Annotated in this window: 22 protein-coding genes; 7 read left to right on the top strand and 15 right to left on the bottom strand. The window is 56.1% G+C overall.

Features of this window, described 5'->3' with window-relative positions:
- Positions 1-419 precede the first annotated feature (419 nt).
- Together HPC62_RS01265 and HPC62_RS01260 are read left to right on the top strand one after the other, a co-directional pair.
- On the top strand, positions 420-1052 hold the full coding sequence (locus tag HPC62_RS01265) for a Crp/Fnr family transcriptional regulator (protein ID WP_172353403.1): 633 nt from the start codon (positions 420-422) through the stop codon (positions 1050-1052).
- Between the two features lie 455 nt (positions 1053-1507).
- Positions 1508-1804 (top strand): hypothetical protein, encoded by a 297-nt coding sequence (locus HPC62_RS01260; RefSeq protein ID WP_225906703.1) that lies wholly within the window; start codon positions 1508-1510, stop codon positions 1802-1804.
- 405 nt (positions 1805-2209) lie between these two features.
- Here HPC62_RS01260 and HPC62_RS01255 read toward each other — a convergent pair whose 3' ends face one another.
- Together HPC62_RS01255 and HPC62_RS01250 are read right to left on the bottom strand one after the other, a co-directional pair.
- A complete protein-coding gene (locus HPC62_RS01255) occupies positions 2210-3523 on the bottom strand; it encodes an NF041680 family putative transposase (RefSeq protein ID WP_172353244.1) in 1314 nt (437 codons plus the stop codon).
- Positions 3524-3709: 186 nt separating this feature from the next.
- On the bottom strand, positions 3710-3922 hold the full coding sequence (locus HPC62_RS01250; protein ID WP_172353402.1) for a hypothetical protein: 213 nt from the start codon (positions 3920-3922) through the stop codon (positions 3710-3712).
- 209 nt (positions 3923-4131) lie between these two features.
- Here HPC62_RS01250 and HPC62_RS01245 point away from each other — a divergent pair, with 209 nt between their 5' ends.
- Together HPC62_RS01245 and HPC62_RS01240 are read left to right on the top strand one after the other, a co-directional pair.
- Positions 4132-5691: an AMP-binding protein gene (locus tag HPC62_RS01245; protein ID WP_172353401.1), complete on the top strand. Its 1560-nt coding sequence runs from the start codon at positions 4132-4134 to the stop codon at positions 5689-5691.
- 60 nt (positions 5692-5751) lie between these two features.
- Entirely contained in the window at positions 5752-6522 is a 771-nt protein-coding gene (locus tag HPC62_RS01240) for a hypothetical protein (RefSeq protein ID WP_172353400.1), read from the top strand.
- 333 nt (positions 6523-6855) lie between these two features.
- On the opposite strand, the gene ftnA is transcribed toward HPC62_RS01240, so the two are convergent.
- Both ftnA and HPC62_RS01230 read right to left on the bottom strand, forming a co-directional pair.
- The gene (ftnA, locus tag HPC62_RS01235; protein ID WP_172353399.1) at positions 6856-7386 is read right to left on the bottom strand and encodes a non-heme ferritin; all 531 of its coding nucleotides are present in this window, start codon (positions 7384-7386) and stop codon (positions 6856-6858) included.
- Positions 7387-7447: 61 nt separating this feature from the next.
- Positions 7448-8002: a Crp/Fnr family transcriptional regulator gene (locus tag HPC62_RS01230; protein WP_172353398.1), complete on the bottom strand. Its 555-nt coding sequence runs from the start codon at positions 8000-8002 to the stop codon at positions 7448-7450.
- Between the two features lie 1024 nt (positions 8003-9026).
- Here HPC62_RS01230 and HPC62_RS01225 point away from each other — a divergent pair.
- Positions 9027-9560 (top strand): serine O-acetyltransferase, encoded by a 534-nt coding sequence (locus tag HPC62_RS01225; protein ID WP_172358714.1) that lies wholly within the window; start codon positions 9027-9029, stop codon positions 9558-9560.
- 175 nt (positions 9561-9735) lie between these two features.
- Here the strand turns inward: HPC62_RS01225 and HPC62_RS01220 are convergent, their stop codons facing one another.
- The gene (locus tag HPC62_RS01220; protein WP_172353397.1) at positions 9736-11448 is read right to left on the bottom strand and encodes a tetratricopeptide repeat protein; all 1713 of its coding nucleotides are present in this window, start codon (positions 11446-11448) and stop codon (positions 9736-9738) included.
- A 496-nt stretch (positions 11449-11944) separates the two neighbouring features.
- On the opposite strand from HPC62_RS01220, the gene HPC62_RS23805 reads away from it, so the two are divergent.
- Positions 11945-12067, top strand: a complete 123-nt coding sequence (locus HPC62_RS23805) for a hypothetical protein (protein WP_267313421.1) — start codon at positions 11945-11947, stop codon at positions 12065-12067.
- Between the two features lie 299 nt (positions 12068-12366).
- Here the strand turns inward: HPC62_RS23805 and HPC62_RS01215 are convergent, their stop codons facing one another.
- The 6 genes from HPC62_RS01215 to HPC62_RS01190 all read right to left on the bottom strand — a co-directional run bounded on the left by HPC62_RS01215 (position 12367) and on the right by HPC62_RS01190 (position 16875).
- Positions 12367-13485, bottom strand: coding sequence for a class I SAM-dependent methyltransferase (locus tag HPC62_RS01215; RefSeq protein WP_172353396.1), 1119 nt, complete (start codon positions 13483-13485; stop codon positions 12367-12369).
- Positions 13486-13616: 131 nt separating this feature from the next.
- Entirely contained in the window at positions 13617-13952 is a 336-nt protein-coding gene (locus HPC62_RS01210; RefSeq protein ID WP_172353395.1) for a hypothetical protein, read from the bottom strand.
- A gap of 149 nt (positions 13953-14101) precedes the next feature.
- Positions 14102-14542: a peptidylprolyl isomerase gene (locus HPC62_RS01205; RefSeq protein ID WP_172353394.1), complete on the bottom strand. Its 441-nt coding sequence runs from the start codon at positions 14540-14542 to the stop codon at positions 14102-14104.
- A 50-nt stretch (positions 14543-14592) separates the two neighbouring features.
- Positions 14593-15087, bottom strand: a complete 495-nt coding sequence (sufU, locus tag HPC62_RS01200) for a Fe-S cluster assembly sulfur transfer protein SufU (protein ID WP_172353393.1) — start codon at positions 15085-15087, stop codon at positions 14593-14595.
- Positions 15088-15236: 149 nt separating this feature from the next.
- The gene (locus HPC62_RS01195; RefSeq protein WP_225910593.1) at positions 15237-16001 is read right to left on the bottom strand and encodes an HAD family hydrolase; all 765 of its coding nucleotides are present in this window, start codon (positions 15999-16001) and stop codon (positions 15237-15239) included.
- Between the two features lie 226 nt (positions 16002-16227).
- A complete protein-coding gene (locus tag HPC62_RS01190; RefSeq protein WP_172353391.1) occupies positions 16228-16875 on the bottom strand; it encodes a glutathione S-transferase family protein in 648 nt (215 codons plus the stop codon).
- A 136-nt stretch (positions 16876-17011) separates the two neighbouring features.
- On the opposite strand from HPC62_RS01190, the gene HPC62_RS01185 reads away from it, so the two are divergent.
- Positions 17012-17662 (top strand): hypothetical protein, encoded by a 651-nt coding sequence (locus HPC62_RS01185; RefSeq protein ID WP_172353390.1) that lies wholly within the window; start codon positions 17012-17014, stop codon positions 17660-17662.
- A 250-nt stretch (positions 17663-17912) separates the two neighbouring features.
- Here HPC62_RS01185 and HPC62_RS01180 read toward each other — a convergent pair whose 3' ends face one another.
- The 4 genes from HPC62_RS01180 to HPC62_RS01165 form a co-directional block, all read right to left on the bottom strand.
- Positions 17913-18365 carry a divergent PAP2 family protein gene (locus HPC62_RS01180; protein WP_172353389.1) on the bottom strand — a complete coding sequence of 151 codons (453 nt, stop codon included), beginning with the start codon at positions 18363-18365 and terminating at the stop codon, positions 17913-17915.
- A 13-nt stretch (positions 18366-18378) separates the two neighbouring features.
- Positions 18379-19278, bottom strand: a complete 900-nt coding sequence (crtE, locus tag HPC62_RS01175; protein WP_172353388.1) for a geranylgeranyl diphosphate synthase CrtE — start codon at positions 19276-19278, stop codon at positions 18379-18381.
- 258 nt (positions 19279-19536) lie between these two features.
- Entirely contained in the window at positions 19537-20400 is an 864-nt protein-coding gene (gene folD / locus HPC62_RS01170; RefSeq protein ID WP_172353387.1) for a bifunctional methylenetetrahydrofolate dehydrogenase/methenyltetrahydrofolate cyclohydrolase FolD, read from the bottom strand.
- A gap of 275 nt (positions 20401-20675) precedes the next feature.
- Positions 20676-21602, bottom strand: a complete 927-nt coding sequence (locus HPC62_RS01165; protein ID WP_172353386.1) for a LysR family transcriptional regulator — start codon at positions 21600-21602, stop codon at positions 20676-20678.
- Positions 21603-22023 lie beyond the last annotated feature (421 nt).

Below are 22023 nucleotides of genomic sequence, written 5' to 3'. Positions count from 1 at the left end.
TTCTAGGTCGTTGACTGCCTTGAGTCGATCCCCCTAAATCCCCCTTGTTAAGGGGAACCTCCGGAGCGGCTCGGCTCGGTTCCCCCCTTTTTTAAGGGGGGCTAGAGGGGATCTTTAAGGGGGCTAAAGGGGGGAGCAAAGGGTTTGAAAACACGCATAGCGCAACTGAGGCGTAGGGATCTTGAACATGTATCCTCAACTGCTTTACTAAAAAGGCTACTTCCGGGCAGCCAGCACAATTCTAAACAGCATTTTTATAGATGGATCTATGGGTAAATCCGTGAATTCTTGCGTAAATTTGCAAATGATTGCGTATCCGTGAGCATACGGGATCTTAACCTTCTCTAAACCAGAGAATTACCCTGTCTTTAGGTCCAGATTCTAGATTGAGAGGGCACGCTCACACAAGGGAGTTCAATATGCTTCAGTCATTCGCCCTGGAAGTTCCCAGCCAGTCAGACTTGCGCTTGTTGTTGGAGAAACTTTATCAGGGCAGAAGCTTGCAGTCCTTCCGCGCAGGGCAAGACATCCCGCTCACGCCACATGAAGTCTGGGTGGTTTGCCGGGGCGTAGTGCAGTTGGGTACGTTTTATGACACAGGGGACGAGGCGCTGCTGGGGCTGGCTTCCGCTTCGATGCCGTTTGGGCTGCCGCTGACGCTGATTCGTCCCTATCACGCCACCGCGCTGTCGGATGTAGACTTAATGCGCCTCACTTGGTCGGAAGTGGAACAGTCTCCTATGCTGGCGCAGGGCATTTTTCAACACATGGCGCGGCGGCTGCGGCAAACGGAGGCCGTGCTGGCAATGGTGGGCTATCGTCGAGTCGAAGATCGGCTGCGGCATTTGCTGGTGCTGCTAAAGCGGGAAGTGGGACAGCCTACTCCGGAGGGAACCCGCCTGAGCGTCCGCCTGACCCATCAGCAGCTTGCCAACGCCATTGGCACGACTCGCGTCACAGTTACGCGCCTGATCAGCCAACTGCGGGAAGAGGGCTGGCTCTTGATCGATCGCGATCGCCACATCGTCTTGCTGCCCTACGCCAACGTGTAATCGTCCGGCGCTGAACTAGTTGCTCCGCCGTTCTAGCGCGAGGGGGCTTGGGTTTTGGAATATACCTTAATATAATACCTTAATATATCTTTACCGACTCTGGGATAAGAAAAACCTGGGCCCTAGCGTAAGCAGGGGCGATCGCACGATGGATAGGGTCGCCAGCACAACTCATCAGGGCAATTGACGGGGGCGATCGCATCCAGTACAATCGTCCATCAAGCTGCCCGTTGGTTCCCTTCGACGCAGCTCACTTTCCCCCGAAATTTTGGTCGTTTAGTCACCTACGGTGTCGGTAGATGCGGCAAACATCTACCAACACCTGACCCCTCGACAGTCCTAGCCTGTCTCAGGGCTGCGTCCATTGTAGGCCGCCCTGTCCCAGCGCTTCACGTCCGTGGGCGGCCAACATTTCGGGGTTTCCTACCCCACTCGTTTCCAGGAGGAAACCCCAAATGCTGACAATTCAATACACCTGGTCGTCCCCACGCTCGGAGGCGACCCAGTTTTCGCTGCCCCCGCTCACCTGCGAACTGCCCCACCGTCGCCGCCTGCGCCACTGCATCATTGGCCTCCCTGAAGATGCCCAGATGGCGATTGACCGGCTCCACCTGCTCCGCTATGCCGAACGCTTCGAGTGGACGCACGCCCTGGATTTCCCGCCCCACGGCATCGTCCTCGACGGTCGCCCTGGCGAAGTGCTGCGCTACCTCCATCGTGAAATCCGCAGCAATCCTGGTGCAAACGAGTAAGAACAGATAAGGAGGATTTTGGGTTTTGGATTTTAGCAGGGCATCCCCTCACTCCAAAATCCAAAATCCCCACTCCAAAACTCAACCCGTCCAAACACCCCTAAAGCCCTCTCCTGCACTCACCCATCCAACGGACTCCGTACCTCTCGTCCACCCCGATTCAGTGTACGGGTATAAATTCCTCACGGTCTTTGCCGTGATTCTGAAAACATACGGAAAATGTCGGTTTAATTGCCCTGGGGCGGATGTTATACGGCAAGTTTCGGTTTAATTCCCCAACATCCGGAATAACCTTTAGTTTGGACTAACTGGCATCACAATAATGCTCAACAGGATGCCATAAAGAATCTGCTCAACCGTTCATAACAGTTGAACTTAAGGAATTGGATACAATCCTGCTCGCAGTTAAGCTGCTGTTGCAACCGGACTGTTCAGGGATTGTTCGGATGTCTTGCGTTTCGAGGCTCGTTTTTTGACCATCGGATAGCAGGGACGAGGAGTTGGCTTGTGCCCCTTGCCTCGTCCTGGCGATTTACCACGAGGTTTAGGCGCAGGAGCAGGGGTGCCAATCGCTGCCAAAATGCCTGCAAACGCTTGTGCGACCCGACCCGGAGTCAACGTTTCTTGCGGTGCCTGCCAGGGCAAGGGGTGGTCAGTACAGTCCTTTCGCGCTAACCACAACTGCCAACTGAGCAACGGCATCAGGCTGCTCCACTGTTCGGTTGCCGATACAGAACTGAACTGGGGATGTGTCCAATATAGCCTCTGCTTGGCAAAGCGATACCAGTGTTCAATGGCAAAGCGACGGAGGTAGTGCAACCACAGGGTTTCTAACGGAGGCATCTGCTCACCCAGCCAAACTAACCACAAAGGAGCCAAGCGTCGCGTGCTGCTCTGTGTCTCCAGCACCTCCACGCGCAACACTTCCATTGCCCGTTTGGGGGATTTGCGGAAATGGTATGCACTCCAACGACTGACCCGCACTCGTCCCCAGTTGGGATCATCGACTTCAACGGTTTCGACCGGGACACTCCAAGTGTCAGGGTCATTGAGTTTCATCTTATGTCCATGCTTGGCAGGTGCGCCTCGCCCTCGATACGCTGGGGGCGCGCCATAGACACATCGATTGGATGTAACCCGCAGCAGCAAGTCTGCCTCAATCCCTGCCGTTTGGTTGACAAAACTGGCATTGCCGTACCCTCGGTCGTAGATCGCCAACGGACGCACCGCTAACTGCCGAGTCACTTGTTTGAGTTGGAATGCCGCTTTACTGGCGGGTGTTTCAAAGCTGGTGATGCGCTCATGCCGCAATGGTAATGCCCAACTGCCCCTGTCTTCAGCAATCCAGGCTAAGGTACTGTAGTTTTGTCCGGCTATCGGGGCATGTCCTGTTCTGCCTGATAAGGTGCGGTCTTTCAAACGCCTGGCAGCAGGACGGTTCCACCGACTCGCATCACCTGCCAACAACGGTTGCTGCTGAGTCGGTATCTGCTGCACCAACAGCTTCAGCACCTTTGATCGGGGTAGGCGGCTATCGCGCAACGCTTCATAGGTGCTCGACCACTGGCGACGAAAGACAGGACTCTGCGATAGCCTCACAAACGACACGATGCACGCACTCACTAACACGGCATCCATCAGATCAAACAGGGCATCTCTGGCGTTTCCCAAGCTGGCATACAACGTTTGGCGAAATTGCTGAAGTTCGTTGAAAATCATGGGGTCAATGTTGGTTGTACTTCATTGACCTTACGGCAGTCGGTGCTTCTCATTGACTGCCTTCCTCTTCACCATTAGTCCAAACTAAAGAATAACCCGACGGTTTCCGTATAACACCCCCAGATGGGCAGTTATCCAGAAACTTTCCGTCTAATAATATTGTTAGCCCTCAGCGCCCTGGTTCTGTCAGCTTCCGGTGGGGGTCAGCGATTCGCCCCCCAAATTGCGAAGGTTCAGTTCTTCGAGGTCTGGGTCAAGCTGCACACTCCCAGCCGCTTTCGGGTCGGCCGCAGAGGTGGAGTAGCGATAGACTTCGGTCAGTGTGCAATGCCCCAAAAGTATCTGGGGGGGCGATCGCCCAAAGGTGTCGGTGCTGCCAGATGAAGGGCGATCGCCCAAAGATGTCGGTGCTGTGAAATGAAGGGCGATCGCCGAGAAGTTGTGGTGTTGGGAGATAAAGGGCGATCGCTCGTGCCTGGGCCTGAATCTGAGCTGTTTGGGTTGGCGTTCAGAAGGTTCTCTTGATGAAGGGGGCTGCTCAAGGTGTAGCCTTATCTCAAAATGATCTGATATCCAGCTCTAGACGCTGACGCTCTAACACCTTCCAAATGGCGATCGCCCTCCTGCTCCATCAACAGGCTGCCGAACGTCCCGATGCGCCCGCGATTATCGACGGGAAGACGCGGGAAACAGTGTCTTTTGCAGTGCTAGAGCGACAGTCGGTGCAGATTGCGGAGCAGTTGCAGCGGGCAGGGTTGCAGGCAGGCGAGGCGGCGCTGGTGCTGGTGCCTGTGTCGGCGAGGCTGTATGCGGTGCTGCTGGCGCTGTTTCGGCTGGGGGCGATCGCCCAGTTCATCGACCCTGCCGCCGGACTCGACCACCTAGAACGCTGCTGCACCTTGCACCCGCCCCGCGCCCTGATCGCCACGCCCAAAGCACACCTGCTCCAGCTAAAATCTGCTGCCCTCCGCCGCATTCCCCTAAAGTTCTCAACTCACCGCCTCTTTTCTGCCACGGCCCCGCTAGATCCTGCCTCCCCGCCCGCGCTTCCCGCTGCCACCCCTGCCCTGCTCACCTTCACCAGCGGCAGCACGGGCCAGCCCAAAGCCGCCCTCCGCACCCACGGCTTTCTGCTGGCCCAGCACCGCGCCCTGGCCCACAGCCTGCACCTGGCTCCAGGCGAGATCGATTTATCAACGCTGCCCATTTTCGTGCTGGCAAACCTCGCGTCCGGTGTCGCCAGTCTGCTGCCCAATGTAGACTTGCGCTATCCCGGCAAGGTCAACGCCAGACGGCTGCTGCGGGATATCCGACGCTACCGACCAACGAGTACGGCTGCGTCTCCGGCGCTGTTGGGGCGATTGGCGACGGAATGCGAGGCGACGGGGCAGACGCTGCCCGAATTCCGCCGTATTTTTACGGGCGGTGCGCCAGTGTTTCCGGGGCTGCTGCAACGGCTAGCGGCGATCGCCCCCCAGGCCGAAGTCACCGCCGTCTATGGCTCCACCGAAGCGGAACCCATTGCCCACGTTGCCTATCATGAGATTCAGCCCAACGACCTAGCCCGCATGACCCAGGGAAAGGGGCTGTTGGCGGGCTATCCGGTGCCGGAAATTGCGCTGCGAATTTTGGGCGATCGCTGGGGCCAGCCTATACCGACCCTGACCACTGCCGAACTGCACGCCCAAACCCTGCCAGCAGGCACAGTCGGCGAAATTGTCGTCAGCGGCGACCATGTGCTGCCTGGATATTTGCACGGCCAGGGCGACGCGGAAACCAAGTTTCGAGTAGACGGCGTTCCCTGGCACCGCACGGGCGATGCGGGCTATTTGGACGAGCAGGGTCGGCTATGGCTGTTGGGGCGATGCAGTGCCAAGCTGACGGACACCTGGGGCACGATTTATCCCTTTGCAGTAGAAGCGGCAGCCCAGGCACAACAAGGCATTCATCGATCGGCGCTGGTGGCGCATCGGGGTCGGCGGGTGCTACTAATAGAATGGGCAGAGCATTTTCCCAAAGCAGCGCGATCGCCCGCGCTACAGGACTTGCAAACGGCACTGGCCTGGGCCCAAATTCACCAGTTCCACCTCTGTCAGATTCCGGTAGACAAGCGCCACAACGCCAAGGTAGATTACCCCGCTCTGCAACGACTGCTCGACCGCCTGTGATCCGATGCCCGTGCCCCGATGCCCGTGCCCAAATGCCCGTGATCCGATGCCTGTGCCCCGATGAACGAACCCACTTCTCCAACGGACTACCGGATGAGCCTGCGCGAAGGTGGGGCGATCGCCCTGGGCGGGCTGCTGGTAATTTTGGGCGGCATCGTGGGGCTGGGCGATAAGGCGATTCGCAATGCGACTGATCCGGCGCGGGCCGAGGCGATCGCCCGCAGCATCATGGACTATCGCATTCCCGGACAGGTGCATGGACTATTTGGCATCAACATTGGCAGCGTCAAGATGGGCGTGGTAACAAATGCGCCGCCTGCTGAATCGTCTAACGTGCTATCCAGCGTTCAGCCCACTGTGCCATCAAGCGTGGACCCTTCTGTGCCACCCGATGGGTCTTCTAATCGATCTTCCAGCGTTCCAATGGGATTAGCAGATGCATCACAAACCCATCCGGGCGATCGCACGCGGGTTGAACTGCTAATCGCCCGTGCCCCCCTCAGCGCCCGCTCTCGAATGAACCACACAAACGGCGAGTCTGACTTTAGCCTGCTGTCGCTGCCCGGTGTGTCTATTTCCTACGAAATCCAAGGCGAATTTCAGCCCACCACCAGCCGTGACCAGCCCGGATTTCTCTGCGAGGTGCCCACTGTGATTAACATCGAATCAGGCCGGGCGCTGCTGATAGACTCGCCTCGTCCAGTTCCCGCCATTCGCTATGAAGCCACTATTGAGCTAGACGGGCAAAACCACTCGATTATCTTGATGGCAATTGGGCAGGATGCGAAAAAGACGGCGCAGCAGGTCTATGAGTCCTTGCGCTGTCGCTAGAGCCTAGTTGCCTGATAAGTAGGTGGACATTAATAAATATAAAACCCAAATACAAATATAAAACCCAAATACCCTGTGCCGCCCGCGCAGCGGGCGGCACAGGGTTCGGGATCTGTTTTTTTAATCTGGTCTATCTACTTACAAGTCCCAAAAGCCCTGAAAATATGTCGTCTGGGAGTCGAAGCCCATAGCCTCTGATCTGGAGCCGGAAGGCTTGGTCGAAGAGGCTTTTGGGCCAGCGTCTCCTACGAGAAATCAGGAGTTCCCAGAGAAAATCAGGAGTTCCCAGAGATGTGTCAGCGAGATGTGTCAGGCAGCCAGGTTTTCAGGTCTTTATGCACGCGCAGGCTCTGAAGTTGCCGCAGAAGTTGCCGCAGCTGCCAAACCGCCAATTTCTCGATCGATAAAGAACAATCCCTGTCCTTCAGTACCAATCAGATGAATCTTATCTAAGATGCTCTTGAATAAAAATTCTTCTTGATGTTGCTCCGCAACATACCATTGCAAGAACTGTAGCGTTGGATAGTCAGGTTCAGTATTAGCCAGATGCACCAAGTCGTTGATTTTACTCGTGATGAATTGCTCATGAGCATAAATCTTCTCAAACATCTCAGTCAACGATTGAAAGTCATGAGCAGGGGCTTCCATACTTCCAAGAATCGCCAACGCGCCCGTTTCTTGAAGATAGGTAATGAGGCGACGCATGTGCATCATTTCTTCATCAGCGTGCTGATTGAGAAATGATGCACAGCCGTCCAATGCTCTGTAGGCACACCAGGAACTCATCTGTAGATAGAGATGAGAAGAAAACATTTCCAGGTTGATTTGCTCATTCAAGCGATTGATCATGTTTGGTGATAGCACTGCTTTTCAACACTCCTAAGTCATCATGATTCGAGGCTATTTTGAGGCAACTGGCTTATCTTTACGTATGGCTATGGCTACTCTGGGGCAGCAGGAGATACTGCTCTATCCAGCAAATTCGACGCTCTCGCTCAAACTGATTGAGTAAGCGAGTCACCGTTACCCGCGTTGTGCCCAGTGCATCGGCTATGTCTTGATGGGTCAGTCGCAGATTAATTAGTTTCCCTTGCTCGTGTGTTTCTCCAAATTGATTTGAGAGCCACTCTAGCAGACGCTGAAGCCTTAGGGGAACTTGTCCACTGCGAATGCCAACTAACTCTTGTGCTTGATAAAGATGGGAAAGCAGCGTCTGAGACAAGTCCACGCAGTCATCTAGGGCGATCGCCCTGGCTTGCACCTCAGTCAGACACTCCAACTCATAGGGCTGAATGCAGGTCAGATGTTGTCCAACCTGATCGCCTACTCCCCAAAATCCCAAACCGACAATCGTGCCGTCTTCCATCAGCGTATAGGCTCGCACCGCACCGCTTTCTATCAGCCAAAGGTGCTGCGGGTAGGCGGGGAGGGACTCCCGACGTTTGAATGAGCGCTTGGTAGCCGGATTAAGCTTTAGCATGGTTGGGGTCAACGATATGCAGGCTGGGGTCGAACGATTCAGCAGGCAACTGCCTGTTCAAGCGGTTCTGCTATGGAACTCTGCTCAATGAGCTTGCACCTGTTTCACACCCTATGGTGCGGGGCGATCGCGCACCTTGGGCAGGATTCTCAACGGCTGGGGCAAAGCTCGGCATTTCTTGTCGGCAACTGGGACAAAACCAATACATCCCTGAACTACGAAAATGGCGCAATAGGCTTGCATTGCAGCAAAGACACTGGCTCATGGGCTGTTTAACCTTCGTGGGGCTTGTGAAATCGAGCAATGTGCCTGGGTAGGCAGGTCACGCCCAGTCGAGAGTTAGGCATGAACTGCTATCTCATTATTGATATAAATTCTCAATAAGTCAAGCAATAGAGATCCAGGCTTGCAAAGAAACCTCAGGAAAAAAACTGGGACAAGAGCAGGGCAACAGTCTACCCTATGTGCCTGTCCGCCGATGAGGAAAGACTGACGCACTGATGGAAGGGCGATCGCCCTCTGTGCTTTCTGAGCAGGTGATCGCCCTCACTGAATCAATTGCCGATTGTTGATGCCGATTGTTGATACATCGTGGATACATCTCTACCTTTAGTCTGCTGAGGGCGACGCACCACGCGCAAAATCTAGTGGTCGCTCTGCAACACCCAATCGGCAAACTCTCTTCCGCTATTTCCCCCATCCAGCCAAATCCACAGCAGACTAGGAAAACGACCCCAAATGGCTGCACTCAATACCAACTCCATTAGCTTTGACGCGCAGGGCATTCCTAAAATGCAGGATATCTTCAAACAACTGGCGGAATAGCAGCTGTTCTTGGGAAAAGGTCGTTGCACAGGAGTTGCAGGGAAAACGGTTCCCCCGATTGAACTGTGGTAGTATCTTTGCGTCTCAGTGTTTCTACGCTGTAAGGGAGCGTCAACGGATGCTGAGGGGAGCTACCCTCGATCGGCGATCGCTCGCCAGCCGCTACCAGAACGTTGCGTCAAGGGGAACCGTTCAATTCATGGACGAATTCAGGAACGAATTCAGGGATGCAGAGTTAACCATTGCCCAGCCCGACTGGAGTCGAGAGCAGCTAAAACGCTGGTGGGACCCCGGTCGGCAGCTTTTGCGCTCTATTCGTCGCTATCAAACCTGGAAGCGACGCGGTGGATTGCTGGGGCTATTGGGCAGCAAGGTCGCTGTGCTGCACTACCGCTTTTGGAGCGTGGTGTCTGCTTCGGAAATTCACCTCACCTGCAAGCTGGGTGGTGGGCTGCTGCTGACGCATCCCAACGGCGTGATTATTCATCCCGATGCAGAGGTGGGTGCAAACTGCCTGATTTTGCAGCAAGTGACGCTGGTGGCAGGGGTGAAGGTGGGCAACGGGGTGGATATTGGCGCGGGCGCAAAGATTATCCGGCCGGTGACGATTGGCGATCGCGCTCGCATCGGAGCCAATGCCGTAGTCACGAAAGACATTCGCCCCGGTGCGACGGTAGTGGGCATTCCCGCCAGAGAAATCAAGTCCTCCAACCTGATCGGCGCAACCCGTTAGCGGTTCCCAAAGCTGCCCTTGCACTTCCTCCAGATGGCAGTTTCTAGATGGCAGCTTCCAGGTGGCAGTCTTCTGAAGGGGCGCTGCGCGTGCAAGGGACAGAAGCCTCGCAGAGGCTTGACCAGGCATCCAAAATCACGAATCCAAAATCACGAATCTAAAATCGCAAATCCAGCTAGAACCGGGCAGCGGTCAGCGTCACATCAGCGTGTTGCCATGCCGAGCGAAACTGGGCGCGGGCCTGTCGGGCTTCGTCTGTTTTGCCCTGAGCCTCCAGGCTTTGCGCCAGGCCATAGAGCGACCAGCCGTTGTTGGGATAAATCGCCAGGTCATCGCGGAACACCTGCTCTGCCTCCGCAGGGCGGCCCGCTTGCAGTAGCATCGCTCCCAGGTTTTGGCGCACGGGCGAATACCAGGGCGCGGGTTCGTCATAGTTGAGCTGGTCTTGTAGCGCCACGCCCGCTTCTAGATGGGCGATCGCCCCGTAAACATCGCCCCGCTTGGCGGCCAGTTCGCCCGACAGCACCTCCACGCCAATCTTCAGCAAATCTGCCGTCGAGTTGATGTCCCAAATGGTCACCCCGTCCAGGGCTGGGTCAGCGGCGATCGCCTTCAGTGCTTTCAGTTCTTGCGCGGCTGCTTGCCCCTCGCCCTTCGCGGCCAGCGCCATGCCTCGTGCAAAGTGCCACACGCCCGTTGGATAGACCAGATCCGCCTCTGGCTTGGGTTCTGCCAGAATGTCATCCCACAGGCCAAACTTGACGTAGGTATAGAGCGGAATCACGGCGTAGTGTTGCAGCGTACCGTAACCCGGTTCTTTCCAGAGCGATCGCTCCACTAGATGGGCCGTGTTTCGCGCCGCCTCCACCGCCTCTCGCCGCTGACCAGCCATCATCGCCGCATACCAGAGGAAATGGTGATTGTGTGGCATGTAGGCAATGCGGAAAATGCCGTCGGGGTGATGCGCCTGGGTATATTCCCGGTCGTTGGCAGTAGCCTGCTGATTGGCCACCACCGCATCGTGATAGCGCCCCACCCGCAGGTAGATGTGAGCAGGCATGTGGAGCAGGTGGCTGGTTTGGATATTCAAATCCCGCAGGCGATCTGCTACGTCGGCTGCCAGTTCTGGCCGCTGCGCCTCCACTGCGTGAATGTAGAGGTGCAATGCGCCGACGTGGTTGGGGAACCGCTCCAGCACCGATTCCAGCGTGGCGATAATTTCTGCGCCTGCATCGGTGGGATTGCCCGACTCGTCCCAATAGTCCCAGGGAGTCGTGTCCATCAGCGCTTCGGCAAACAGCGTGCCCGCGTCTGGGTCATTGGGATAGCGCTGCGCCACATCGCGCATGGCGTTGGCATAGGCCCGGTTGAGTTCGGTGCGGTCTTCTACGGGTTCTGGCGCATAGCGGGTGGCGAGGGCGTGGATATAGGCGCGTTCGCGATCGCTCGCATTGCCCCCCAGTTGCACGGCTTTTTGAATAGCCGCCCAGGCCGTCGGCACGTCGCTATCTTCCATCGCGGCGTTGATATTGGGCCCCAGCACGTAGGCCATGCCCCAGTAGCAGAGGGCGCAGGTGGGGTCGAGTTCGGCAGCCTGCTGAAAGGATCGCAGCGCCTCGGCATGGTTGAATCCGTAGGCCAGAATGAGTCCCTGGTCAAAATAGCGCTGTGCCAGGGGATTGCGGGTAGACACGGGATGATGGTGATTGCCCAAATTGTCAAATAGGGGAGCCGTGGGGGATGGGGGGGCGATTGCGATTGGTTCCTGGATGAGGTGTTCTGTATGGGCGATCGCCGTTCCTGCACCCGTTCCGTGGACAGGAAAGCTCAGTGCAAGAATGAGCGTTGCAACAAACAGCATGGCGCGAAAGAGTTTGATCCGGTTCATCGAACTTGCCTCCGAAGTTCTAAAGACCTGAAGAGATGACTTGATCCAAAATGATCAGGACTTACGCACTTGCGATAAGTTGTCTGGGTTTTGGACGATTTCTCGTGGGCTGCACCCACGAGAAATCGTCCAACTGCGTAAGTCCTAATGATGTGGAATAATGATGCAGAATGATGTAGAACGATGCAGACAGCTACGCAACCCGTGTGGAGATTTGGGTGTTCTTAAAGTGGCTAGAATCGATGGTAGTCAATTCTTTGCGAGCATTGTCCTAGTCTTGAGATTTTTCAATCTGCGCGATTGGGGGCAGTGCGATCGCACGTTGCAAGAACACCATCTCGTGCAGGGGCTAAGTCCGGAAGCGCTGATCCAACCAAATTCGCACCTCGGCTTCGATATCGAACCGGATTCTGTGGTTGGTGATTGGATCGTAAACTTGCCAGATTGTTTGCCCAGCGCGTGTCTCAACGGTACAGATCTTACATATCTTGGGATCATGGCTGTGGGAAAAGGTCTGGGCGATCGCCCGCCCAACGGTCTTCAGCCAGCGGTGCGCGTTTGTTTGCCGTTTGGCAGTCCTGGTTGCGTTCAGCAGATGTTCGTAGGACTGGACATTTAGCAGGTAAAGTTTCATGGTTGACTATCTCCAGATTGGGCTTTCAAGGGCGAGAGCAGGATGGTTTTAGATGCGTAAATTGGCTGGGAGAATCGCGTGCTTGCGCGTTTGGAGGAGGCTTCTGGTTTAGGGAGGGCTTCAGCAGCACTGCGTCCGTTTTGCGAAGGGTGCAATGCTGCTGAAAACTGAGCCACGTTGAACCGAGACAAAGCCTCTCCATCAGCACGCTGAAACCGTGCCGCCATCGAGCAAAGGGTACACATAAGAGTGAGGAATTAGGAACTTACTTGCAAACTAGGAACCTACTTGCGAACGATGTAGTAGTCGTTCTGGAAGTCGTGCGCCAGTCGCTTGATTTCCACCGTTTCAAATCCGGCCTCTGCCAGCATTTGCAGGGCCTGATCCTGTCCCCACATTGCGCCCAAACCTATGCCGCCATAGGCAAGAGAAACGGACATGCAGTGTAGGCAAGAGATGGTATACAGCAGTATTCCCACTGGATGCTCTAGATTCCCACCCACGTCCGTAGCGGCGTGAATATCCTGCATCAGGTACGTGCCCGTCGAACGAAGCGCACGGTGAATATTGTGGAGAACCCGGTCGGGGTGCGCCTGATCATGAATTGCATCAAAGGTGGTAATCAGATCGTAGCGATCGCTCTCATCGATCTGTGCCGCATCCTGTACTTGAAACTGGATGTTTGACAGGAGATATCGCTGTGCGGCTGCATTCGCAATGGCGATCGCCTCCGGAGAAAAGTCATATCCAGTAAAGCGGCTATTGGGATATGCCTGCGCCATGCGGATCAGAGCGCGACCGCTGCCACAGCCCACATCCAGCACGTCGATGCCGCGCTCCAGATCCTCCATCAGCCCTGGCACCAGCGGCAGCACATGGTCAAACAGCGCCGACACTACGCTCTGTGCGCTGTCTTCGGCCATGACGGCATGAAAGCGCTTGTAAGCAGAATAGGGAACGCCGCCGCCTTTATAGAAGCATTCCAGCACCGCATCCTCAACAGCGCCCAGCAGGGGAATATATTGCGCGAAAACGGCAATATTGTCTGATCCGGCGGCCCGCGTCAGAAATGCAGCGTGTTCCGCAGGTAGGCTATAGGTCTGAGTAACCGAGTCATAGTCCACCACGCGACCCGTCACCATTGCGCCCAGCCACTCCCGCACATAGCGCTCGTTCAGCCCCGCTGCATCAGCAATTTGCTGGCTGGTGGCGGGCGGCAGTTCTGCCAGAGTGTCAAACAGTTCAGTCCGATGTCCGATGGAAATCATCAGCGCCAGTGCGCCGCTGTTCAGCGTGCCCACCAGGGTTTCGGCAAAAGCTTCGGCTTTAGCTGGGTCGAATCGGGGCAGGTCGAGTTCGGGCGAGTCGCATCGGGATTGCTCAATTGGTTGTAGCGTCGTCATGGAAGTATCCTCAAGGTTTGTAGGGGTGTGTTGTAACGAGCCGAGGGGTGGCGACTCCGCAGAGCGCCTCTCACTCGCTACAGCAGGTTGGATAAGCGAATGGCAAAATGAATCGTGAAATCGTTCCGTCATTATTCCGTCATCGTTCCGTCATCAATGCGTTCAGTTGGAACCATAGGTTCCCACAACGGGCTGGCGGTGTGGTCTGGGCGGCGAGTCTCCATCAGGCGATCGCACGTCTGCACGACATTGCAATACAGTCCCAGCGCTCCGGTCTGATCGGGAGTCGGATACAAACAAATCCAGTGCCCCGCAGCCAAAGTATGATAAGTACCACCGAATGCCACGCAATCTTGAGCAATCTGAATTGCGGTTGTCAGGCTTGGGCTGGGCGGGGCGATCGCCGTGGTCATCAGTGCGCCCGTCAGTAGCACGCTTTGCAAAAAGTATGAGAGTTTGATCAGCATGGCGCTTCCTTTGATAAGGTGATAAGATATGGTGTGGCTTACTTAAGTTTGAGTTGAGTCGGGTATCTCCCCTGCTCTGTTTCTAAGCTATCGAAGCAGGCGCTCCCATTCCGTTCCAAAAGCGCTCCCAGGGCGATCCGGTAGAGTATCTAGCTGGCCCGCAGTTCTGCATCCATCCACGCAGCAAACAGTTCATCCAGCAGGCGCTGCTGCGTCGCTTCGTCAAATCGGGCGGGAATCTTTTGCTCGATGCGAATGATCACCACGCAATCTTCTAACGGCAGCGGCGTAAGCAGGTCGCCCGGTGCGTGGGTCGTCAAGACATGGGCAAAGCTGGGATAATAAGCGCCGATTTCTACCGGGCCAACCAGCCCGCCTTTTGCCGCCTCCGGTCCCTGGGAATATTGCGCGGCCAGTTCTGCGAAAGACTGCTCACCTTCTAGCAGACGAAAATATAGCTCGTTGGTCAGGTCGGCATCCTGAGTCCGAATCAGCGAGTAAATCACCTGATCAAGCTGCGTTTTGCACTGCAAGAAGTAGTGGTCGAGCTTATGCTGCCACTGGGCTTGCTTAAACTTTTGCAGCTTCACCCAGCGGGCGATCGCCCGCTAGAAGATTAGCCGTGCCTTCCTCAGTTCCCTTAGCCCTCGGCCTCGTTGCTGACAAATTCGGGCTGTTCGCTCTGAGCGGCTTCCAGTGCGGCTTTTAGCGTATGCCAGGAGAGGTTCGCGCACTTGATCCGCACGGGAAATTGGGCAACGCCCTGCATGACGTTGAGCTTGCGGAGATCGGCGGGAAACTCGGCCTCGCCGCGCATCATGGCTTGAAACTTTTGCACCATCTCCAGCGCTTCGTCTGTGGTCTTGCCGCGCAGTGCTTCGGCCATCAGATCGGCCGAGGCCATGGAAATCGCGCAGCCTTCCCCTTCAAATTTCACGTCTGAAATGCGCTTCACCGAAGGATCACCCTGCGGATCGTCCTCTAGGTGGAGCGTGAGTTCGATCGTATCGCCGCAAGACGGATTGTGCCCCTTCTGGTAGCGGTCAATAGGGTCGGTTTTGCCCTTATAGCGTGGCTTTTTGTAGCGCTCCAGGATGACCTGCTGGTAGAGATCGCGCAGATTGTCGAGAGACATGGTTCGTTAGGTAAAGATACGCAGCCAAGTCGATCCTAGCGAAATTCTGCCCCAATGCTGTGCCTGAAGTTCCCTGTGGAGGGATCGCCCGTGAGGAACTACCCGTGAAGGCCCATGAAGGACTGCCCGCGAAGGTCTGCTCCAATGCTCTAGGCGACCGACATCGAGCAGTTTTCGCTCTGATAGACCAGGTAGTGAACCGCAGAAAGCAGGTCGCTGTGCAGACGGGTGGGTTCAAACTTTTTCAGGTAGGACTGACTGCGAATGCCGCAGGTGAGGGCGATTGTGGCAATGCCCGCAGCTTGTCCGGCGATCACGTCTGCTTCGGTGTCGCCCACCATCCAAGCCGTGGAGCCGCTGCCCATCGTGGCGATCGCCTCTGCCAATAGCCCCGTCTTGTGTTCTGCCTGGTTTGCGTAGGCCGCGCCCGTATCCTGCATTCCCCAAATGCCGTTGAACAGGTCAAGCAGGCCGTGGCTTTTCAAAACTTGCGTTGCCTGGTCGCGGCAGCGCAGCGTCACCAACACCAGCCGCGCCCCCTGTGCCCGCAGCAGCGACAGTGCCCACCGCGCCCCTGGCTGGAGGGTGTCTTTTTGCAGCAGGTCGGGACGGTTCACAATTTCCACCACGCGCTTGAGGAACACCTCGATCTGGTCGCCCCACAGCCCCGATCGCAGGGCAATTTCTACATCGGGCACGCGGTTTTGCTTCATGTCCCAGAACTGGGCCTTGCTGAGGCGATGCACAGGCACCGTAATGCCGCGAGTTTGATACAGGGTTTGCACATCTGACAGACCCAGGAGATACGTTTCGTAGTAGCGGTCGGAAACGTCGATGATGGGGCCGTCAAAGTCGCAGAAGAGGGTGAGTCCGGAGAGCGATCGCATTGCGAAGAGTCCTTGAATGGAGGTCAAGCGCCCAGATCGGGTGACCCGTTGGGCAACCATAAGTATGAAGGAGTCTATGTTTTCTTTAACTTTTTCTTTACAGTAACAGTCAAAATTATAAGTCGTCAATCGAAGAATCCCTGAAGAATATCAGATTTGCTTATGATTTTAGTCCGCCCTGGAGATGAAACGCCCTGTCTGGGGTTCTACACTGCCTCATCCTAGCGAAGGAGTCATCTCTGTTGCGTGCTGCTTATGGGTGAGTCAGGACTTCTGTTTCTTGTTGAGCGTCTGTAATCCATGCCTGCATACTCGGCAGCGCCCACACGGCATCGGCATAGGCTTGGCATACCGGGTCAAGCGCCACTCCATAGGTGACAAAGCGCGATACTACCGGGGCATACATTGCATCGGCAATGCCGAAGCCACCAAACGGAAACTCACCCCCGCTGCCGTAGGTGCTGCGGCATTCGCGCCACAGGGATGTGATGCGGTCGATATCAGCCTGCACGCCTGGAGCGCGGCCTTTGCCTGGATAGCGCGATCGCACGTCCATCGGCATATGAGTCCGCAGTTTGGCAAAGCCAGCGTGCATTTCGTGGCTCACTGCGCGGGCGATCGCCCTCACCTGAGGATCGGCGGGATACCAAGGGCGATCGGGAAACAGTTCTGCAACATACTCACAAATCGCCAGCGATTCCCAAATGACCCAATCGCCCTGCCGCAGCGCAGGAACCCGCCGCGATGGCGAGTAGCGCTCGATCTGCGCGTGAAACTCTGGCGTATCTAGCGGTAGCCGAATTTCGGTAAAGGGCACGGCCATTTGGTGCATCGCCAGCCACGGCCGCAAAGACCAAGAGGAGTAGTTTTTGTTGCCGATGATGAGCGTGAGGGGAAGCATGGGCAAACGGGAGAAAAAGATTTATCTGCACGGAGATAAAGCAGGCAATGAAGCAGGCTTAGTTTAAAAAAATCCGGTTGGAGCGGGCTATGCTGCTGTAGTAGATTAGCGTTGCAGCGTAAGGATTGAGCGGGTTATGCGGGATTGGGGCTGGGGAACGGTGGCGCTATGCAGTTTAGCAATTTTGGGCAATGCCAGTGCGGGGGCTTGGGCGCAGGCTCGTCTAGTGCCGTCGGGGGCGATTCCCATAGGGATTGCTTCGCGAATCGCCCAAGGACTGCCCGCCTGCCTGCCGCCCCAGTCTAGCGAAACGCTGGTGATGGTGCTAAATCAGACCCCCAACACGCTGGAGCAACTGCGGTCTGTCGTGCCACGCAACGCCAGCCTGACGGTTTGCGATTATTTGGGGCTAAACGTCACCCGCATTGGCGGCTTTGCTACGCCTGCTCTGGCCCGCGACTGGGCGGATTACCTGAATCGAGCGTTTGGCTATCGTGCCTTTACCACCGTGGCCACTGCGCCCAACCCCACGCCGCAGCCAGGCCCCATCAGCTACGCCGTGCTGGTGAATCATTACAATCGCCTGGATTTGCTGGATCAGGTGCAGCAGGTCACGGGTCGCCGCGTCACGGTTGTCACCTACGACCAGCGCCCGCATCTGCTGGTAACCAGCACCAACGACTGGGCGATCGCCGCTGGATTGCTACGAGACTTGAGCGATCGCGGCTTTGTCACCCTGATTGTCGATGGTCGCCAAATTGCAGGACTCCGGCCGGTCGGCGGATAGCCTCAACTCTCTTCAGTAGCGTTAGGCGTTATCAGTTAGTGGAGTTACGATTAGGGGCGCTACAAGTTAGTAGCGCTATGAGTTAGTGGTGCTTTAGTGGCGCTTTAGTGGCACTACAAATTATTGGCACTACAAATTTAGTGGCGCTGTAAATGCAATTGCTGGAAACCCTGCAAATACTTGACAGGCAGTCCAAAATCGCAAATCCAGAATCCAAAATCGCAGATCCAAAATCAAGAATCAGCAGGATTCAATAGGCTTTTGCCGCCAGCCAGGAGACCACAACGCCCAGGGCACAGCCCGCAATCACCTGAACGGGCGTGTGTCCGAGCAGTTCCTTGAGCCGCTCTTCGTGAAATTCGGCATCTTCAAAAAACTCGCCCACGATTTTGTTCAGCACGCGGGCCTGCTTGCCTGCCGCCTGCCGCACCCCTGCCGCGTCGTACATAACGATAATGGCAAACACCACCGCCACCGCAAACTCAGGACTCTCCCAGCCGGAAGATTGCCCCACGCCACAGGCGAGCGCCGTGACGAATGCAGAATGGGCGCTGGGCATTCCGCCCGTGTTGACAACCGTGCGAAAGCTGACCTTGCCGTTACGGGCCAGTTCCACGATTAGCTTCAGCACTTGGGCAATGAGGCAGGCCGCTACTGCAACCCACAGCACGACGTTTTGAAAGACCTGACCAAAATCCTGCATGAGGTTGCTCCCCCTAGTGCGTTCGGGCAGTGATATAGTCGGCGATCGCCAAAAGCGGCTGGGCACGAGTGCCATAGGGAGACAGTTCTGCCTTGGCGCTGGCGATCAGTTGCGCCGCCTGCCGCTTCGATTCTTCAATGTCCCAAAAACTGGGATAAGTTGCCTTTTGAGCCTGTAGGTCTTTGCCAACAGATTTCCCCAATTCCTCCGGCGTAGCGGTCAAATCCAGCACGTCATCCACAATCTGGAACGCCAGCCCAATATCTTGCGAATATCTAGATAGCCGCTGCTGATCTTCTGCCGAAGCGCCTGCCAGGATCGCCCCACAGACGACCGATGCTTCTAGCAGCGCCCCGGTCTTGTGGCGATGAATCCAGGTCAGCGTTTCCAGGGTCACGTCCGGCTTCCCTTCCGACTCCAGATCTACAACCTGTCCGCCCACCAGACCCGCCGCGCCGACTGCCCGACTGAGGTGGACAATCACCTGAAGCGTGCGATCGCTCGGCACGCCCGTCGTTCTTGCAGCAATGTATTCAAATGCATAGGTCAAAAGGCCATCGCCCGCCAGAATCGCGATGTCCTCGCCGTAAACCTTATGATTCGTGAGTTTGCCCCGGCGATAGTCGTCGTTGTCCATCGCAGGCAGATCATCGTGAATCAGCGACATGGTATGAATCATCTCTAGCGCACAGGCCGTCGGCAGCGCCATTTCTACCGTGCCGCCCAACATCTCGCAAGTCGCCAGGCACAAAATCGGCCGCAGCCGCTTGCCCCCCGCCATCAGGGAATAGCGCATCGACTCGTAGATCGTTTCGGGATAGACCACCGGAAGGGATTGATCCAGCGCCGCTTCTACGATCGCCTGTCGTTCTGCCAAATAACCCGATAAATCAAAAACTTGAGTCGCCACCATGCCAATTTCCTGGAATTCTGCCCTCAGTCAGGGTGATAAATTGGCCAATCTTCGGCCAACTGAACGGATCTAGCACATTAATCTAGACGCAATCCAATGTACCCCGGATGAGGGTCGGAATGTACAGATTAGGGGCCAAGGATTAGGGGTCAGGGGTCAGGGGATAGGGGTGATGGAGTGTTGGTGTAAGGGAAAAGAGAAGAACGAAGAGAGAAGAACGAAGAACGAAGAAGTTCCGTTTTTCGTTTTTTCCGTCCGTCACCCCGCCACTCTCCTTAAATAACTCCACACCGTATTTGCCATCAGCATCGTTACGGTCATCGGCCCAACGCCGCCGGGGACGGGCGTGATCCAGGAGGCCACGTCTTTGACCGATGCAAAGTCTACGTCGCCCACCAAACGGCCGCCGCCGTCGTCGGTGATGCGGTTGATGCCCACATCAATCACAACGGCTCCGGGCTTCACCATATCGGCAGTGATCAGGTTGGGGCGGCCCACGGCGGCGACCAGGATATCGGCAGAGCGGGCAACAGCAGGCAGGTCGGGGGTGCGGGAATGGGCCATCGTGACGGTGGCATCTTGGGCTAGCAGCATCAGGCCGAGGGGCTTGCCGACCAGGATGCTGCGCCCGATGACGACAGCATGTTTGCCCCTGGGGTCGATGTGATATTCCTCCAGCAGCTTCATCACGCCTGCGGGGGTGCAGCTTTGTAGCCCCACTTCGCCGCGCACCAAGCGACCCAAGTTCATGGGGTGCAGCCCGTCGGCATCTTTGTCGGGGTGAATTTGGTTGAGCAGGGCGACGGAATCCAGGTGATCGGGCAGAGGAAGCTGCACCAGTATGCCGTCTACGCGATCATCGTGGTTGAGTTCGTCGATGACCTGCGACAGTTCTGCTTGAGTCGTATTGGCGGGAAAATGCTTGCCCAAGGACACCATGCCCAGTTTCTCGCAGGCGCGTTCTTTGTTGCGGACGTAGGCGGCGCTGGCGGGGTTGTCGCCCACCATGAGGACGGCTAGACCGGGCGATCGCCCTCCTGCCGCTTTGATCTTTGCGATTTGCTGCGCCAGGTCTGTCTGAAGTGTTTGAGCCAGCGCCTTGCCATCCAAAATGTCCGCCATACGCACCAGGGGAGATGAAGAGCAAGCTTGATTTTAATCCGGGGTGGGCGTTGCGTGGGATTTTGGGGTGGGGATTTTAGATTTTGGATTTTAGATTTTGGATTTAGACCCTGGATTGGGTTTGGGGCTGGGCAAGTTTGCAGGTTGACCCGCTGCTTAAGAAGGCTGATGCTTGGAAACTGGGCAGGTGCAAGAAGCCTAAACTAGCGTGAAAACTACGCCGTTTATCCAGTTCGCAGAGAGGCTGATGAGGCTAAACGGCAGGTGCAGGAAGCCTAAACTAGCGTGGGAATTACGCCTGTTTCTTCCATTTGGGCGGCGGCGACTTGCAGGTAGTCGAGGAAGGTGGAGGCGACGACCGAAAGCTGCTTGCCCGACAGGTGGACGACGTACCACTTGCGGGGAATTGGGAAACCTTCGACATCGAAGGCCATCAGTTCGCCCATCGAGCCGTCGTGAGCGATGGTGTGCGACGACAGAACTGCCAGCCCCAGCCCTCCGGCGATCGCCTGCTTAATGGCCTCATTGCTGCCCAATTCCAGCCGCACCCGCACCGACAGGTCGTGGTCATCCAGCAACTTCTGAAAGGCGCGGCGTGTGCCCGATCCCGGCTCCCGCATAATGAAAGTTTCTTCTGCCAGCCGCTCTAGGGAAATGTTCTTTTCTTTTGCCAGGGGATGGGTTTTGGGGCCAATCACCACCAGCGGGTTATCCAAAAACGGGTGGGCCACGATGTCCAGATTTTCCGGCAACTGGCTCATCACGTAGAGGTCGTCCTGGTTGTTGCCCAGGCGCTCGATCACACGTTCATGGTTGGTGACCGTGAGGGAAATATCGACGCCGGGATATTTTTGGCAAAAGGGGCCGAGCAGGCGCGGCAGAAAGTATTTTGCCGTCGTGATGACCGCTAGCCGCAGCCGGCCCTGCTTCATGCCTTTCAGGTCGGCAATGCTCATTTCCAACTGTTCCAGCTTGCCAAAAATCTCCTGACAGGTGGAAAATAGCTCCCGTCCTGCATCGGTCAAAAACAGTCGTTTGCCGACTTGCTCGAACAGGGGCAGGCCGATTGCCTTGGTTAGCTGCTTTACCTGCATGGACACGGTGGGCTGGGTCAGAAATAGCTCCTCCGCCGCCCGCGTAAAGCTGCCGTGCCGGGCCGTTGCCTCAAAGACCTTGAGCTGATGCAGCGTCGCGTGAATCACAAGAGCCTCCTCGTAAAGAAAGCGCGGTCAAGAGCGCAGATGAAGGGATACGTCGATAGGACAAGATCATTCCGAATTCTTATAGACTCTAGTCTATTACAAGGTTGCCAAGAAAAGCATTTTTTCTATGGATTTCTGCGCTGGCTTTAGGCTGTGACTAGAACGATCGACTGGCGCGGCTCAAATTGTTAAATTCGTCACACTTTGTCAATATTTCCAACGTTCTGCGTCTACCGCCGATTTTTCTTGGAAGACTAGAAAGGAAGAAGCCCGGTTGAGCTAGGGATCTGGGCAGGGTTCGGCGCTGAGCAAGCGGCTGGAAGGGGCGATCGCCCTGTCACCAAATCGCAACAAGTTGAGACAATTCCGTCGAGCCTTGCAAAATCAGCACGTTAGAGTTGAGAAGGTTAAGGCGCTTGCG

Origin of the sequence: Thermoleptolyngbya sichuanensis A183 (genome assembly GCF_013177315.1) — a bacterium.
GTDB classification, from domain to species: domain Bacteria; phylum Cyanobacteriota; class Cyanobacteriia; order Elainellales; family Elainellaceae; genus Thermoleptolyngbya; species Thermoleptolyngbya sichuanensis.
This window is presented reverse-complemented; position numbering and strand designations above follow the sequence as displayed.

What these genes read in the sequence shown, in the direction of transcription:
- HPC62_RS01265 (WP_172353403.1), top strand. Translation starts at nt 420, where the DNA reads ATGCTTCAGTCATTCGCCCTGGAAGTTCCCAGCCAGTCAGACTTGCGC.
- HPC62_RS01260 (WP_225906703.1), top strand. Translation starts at nt 1,508, where the DNA reads ATGCTGACAATTCAATACACCTGGTCGTCCCCACGCTCGGAGGCGACC.
- HPC62_RS01255 (WP_172353244.1), bottom strand. Translation starts at nt 3,523, where the DNA reads ATGATTTTCAACGAACTTCAGCAATTTCGCCAAACGTTGTATGCCAGC.
- HPC62_RS01245 (WP_172353401.1), top strand. Translation starts at nt 4,132, where the DNA reads ATGGCGATCGCCCTCCTGCTCCATCAACAGGCTGCCGAACGTCCCGAT.
- HPC62_RS01240 (WP_172353400.1), top strand. Translation starts at nt 5,752, where the DNA reads ATGAACGAACCCACTTCTCCAACGGACTACCGGATGAGCCTGCGCGAA.
- HPC62_RS01230 (WP_172353398.1), bottom strand. Translation starts at nt 8,002, where the DNA reads ATGCTAAAGCTTAATCCGGCTACCAAGCGCTCATTCAAACGTCGGGAG.
- HPC62_RS01225 (WP_172358714.1), top strand. Translation starts at nt 9,027, where the DNA reads ATGGACGAATTCAGGAACGAATTCAGGGATGCAGAGTTAACCATTGCC.
- HPC62_RS01220 (WP_172353397.1), bottom strand. Translation starts at nt 11,448, where the DNA reads ATGAACCGGATCAAACTCTTTCGCGCCATGCTGTTTGTTGCAACGCTC.
- HPC62_RS23805 (WP_267313421.1), top strand. Translation starts at nt 11,945, where the DNA reads ATGGCTGTGGGAAAAGGTCTGGGCGATCGCCCGCCCAACGGTCTTCAG.
- HPC62_RS01215 (WP_172353396.1), bottom strand. Translation starts at nt 13,485, where the DNA reads ATGACGACGCTACAACCAATTGAGCAATCCCGATGCGACTCGCCCGAA.
- HPC62_RS01210 (WP_172353395.1), bottom strand. Translation starts at nt 13,952, where the DNA reads ATGCTGATCAAACTCTCATACTTTTTGCAAAGCGTGCTACTGACGGGC.
- sufU (WP_172353393.1), bottom strand. Translation starts at nt 15,087, where the DNA reads ATGTCTCTCGACAATCTGCGCGATCTCTACCAGCAGGTCATCCTGGAG.
- HPC62_RS01190 (WP_172353391.1), bottom strand. Translation starts at nt 16,875, where the DNA reads ATGCTTCCCCTCACGCTCATCATCGGCAACAAAAACTACTCCTCTTGG.
- HPC62_RS01185 (WP_172353390.1), top strand. Translation starts at nt 17,012, where the DNA reads ATGCGGGATTGGGGCTGGGGAACGGTGGCGCTATGCAGTTTAGCAATT.
- HPC62_RS01180 (WP_172353389.1), bottom strand. Translation starts at nt 18,365, where the DNA reads ATGCAGGATTTTGGTCAGGTCTTTCAAAACGTCGTGCTGTGGGTTGCA.
- crtE (WP_172353388.1), bottom strand. Translation starts at nt 19,278, where the DNA reads ATGGTGGCGACTCAAGTTTTTGATTTATCGGGTTATTTGGCAGAACGA.
- folD (WP_172353387.1), bottom strand. Translation starts at nt 20,400, where the DNA reads ATGGCGGACATTTTGGATGGCAAGGCGCTGGCTCAAACACTTCAGACA.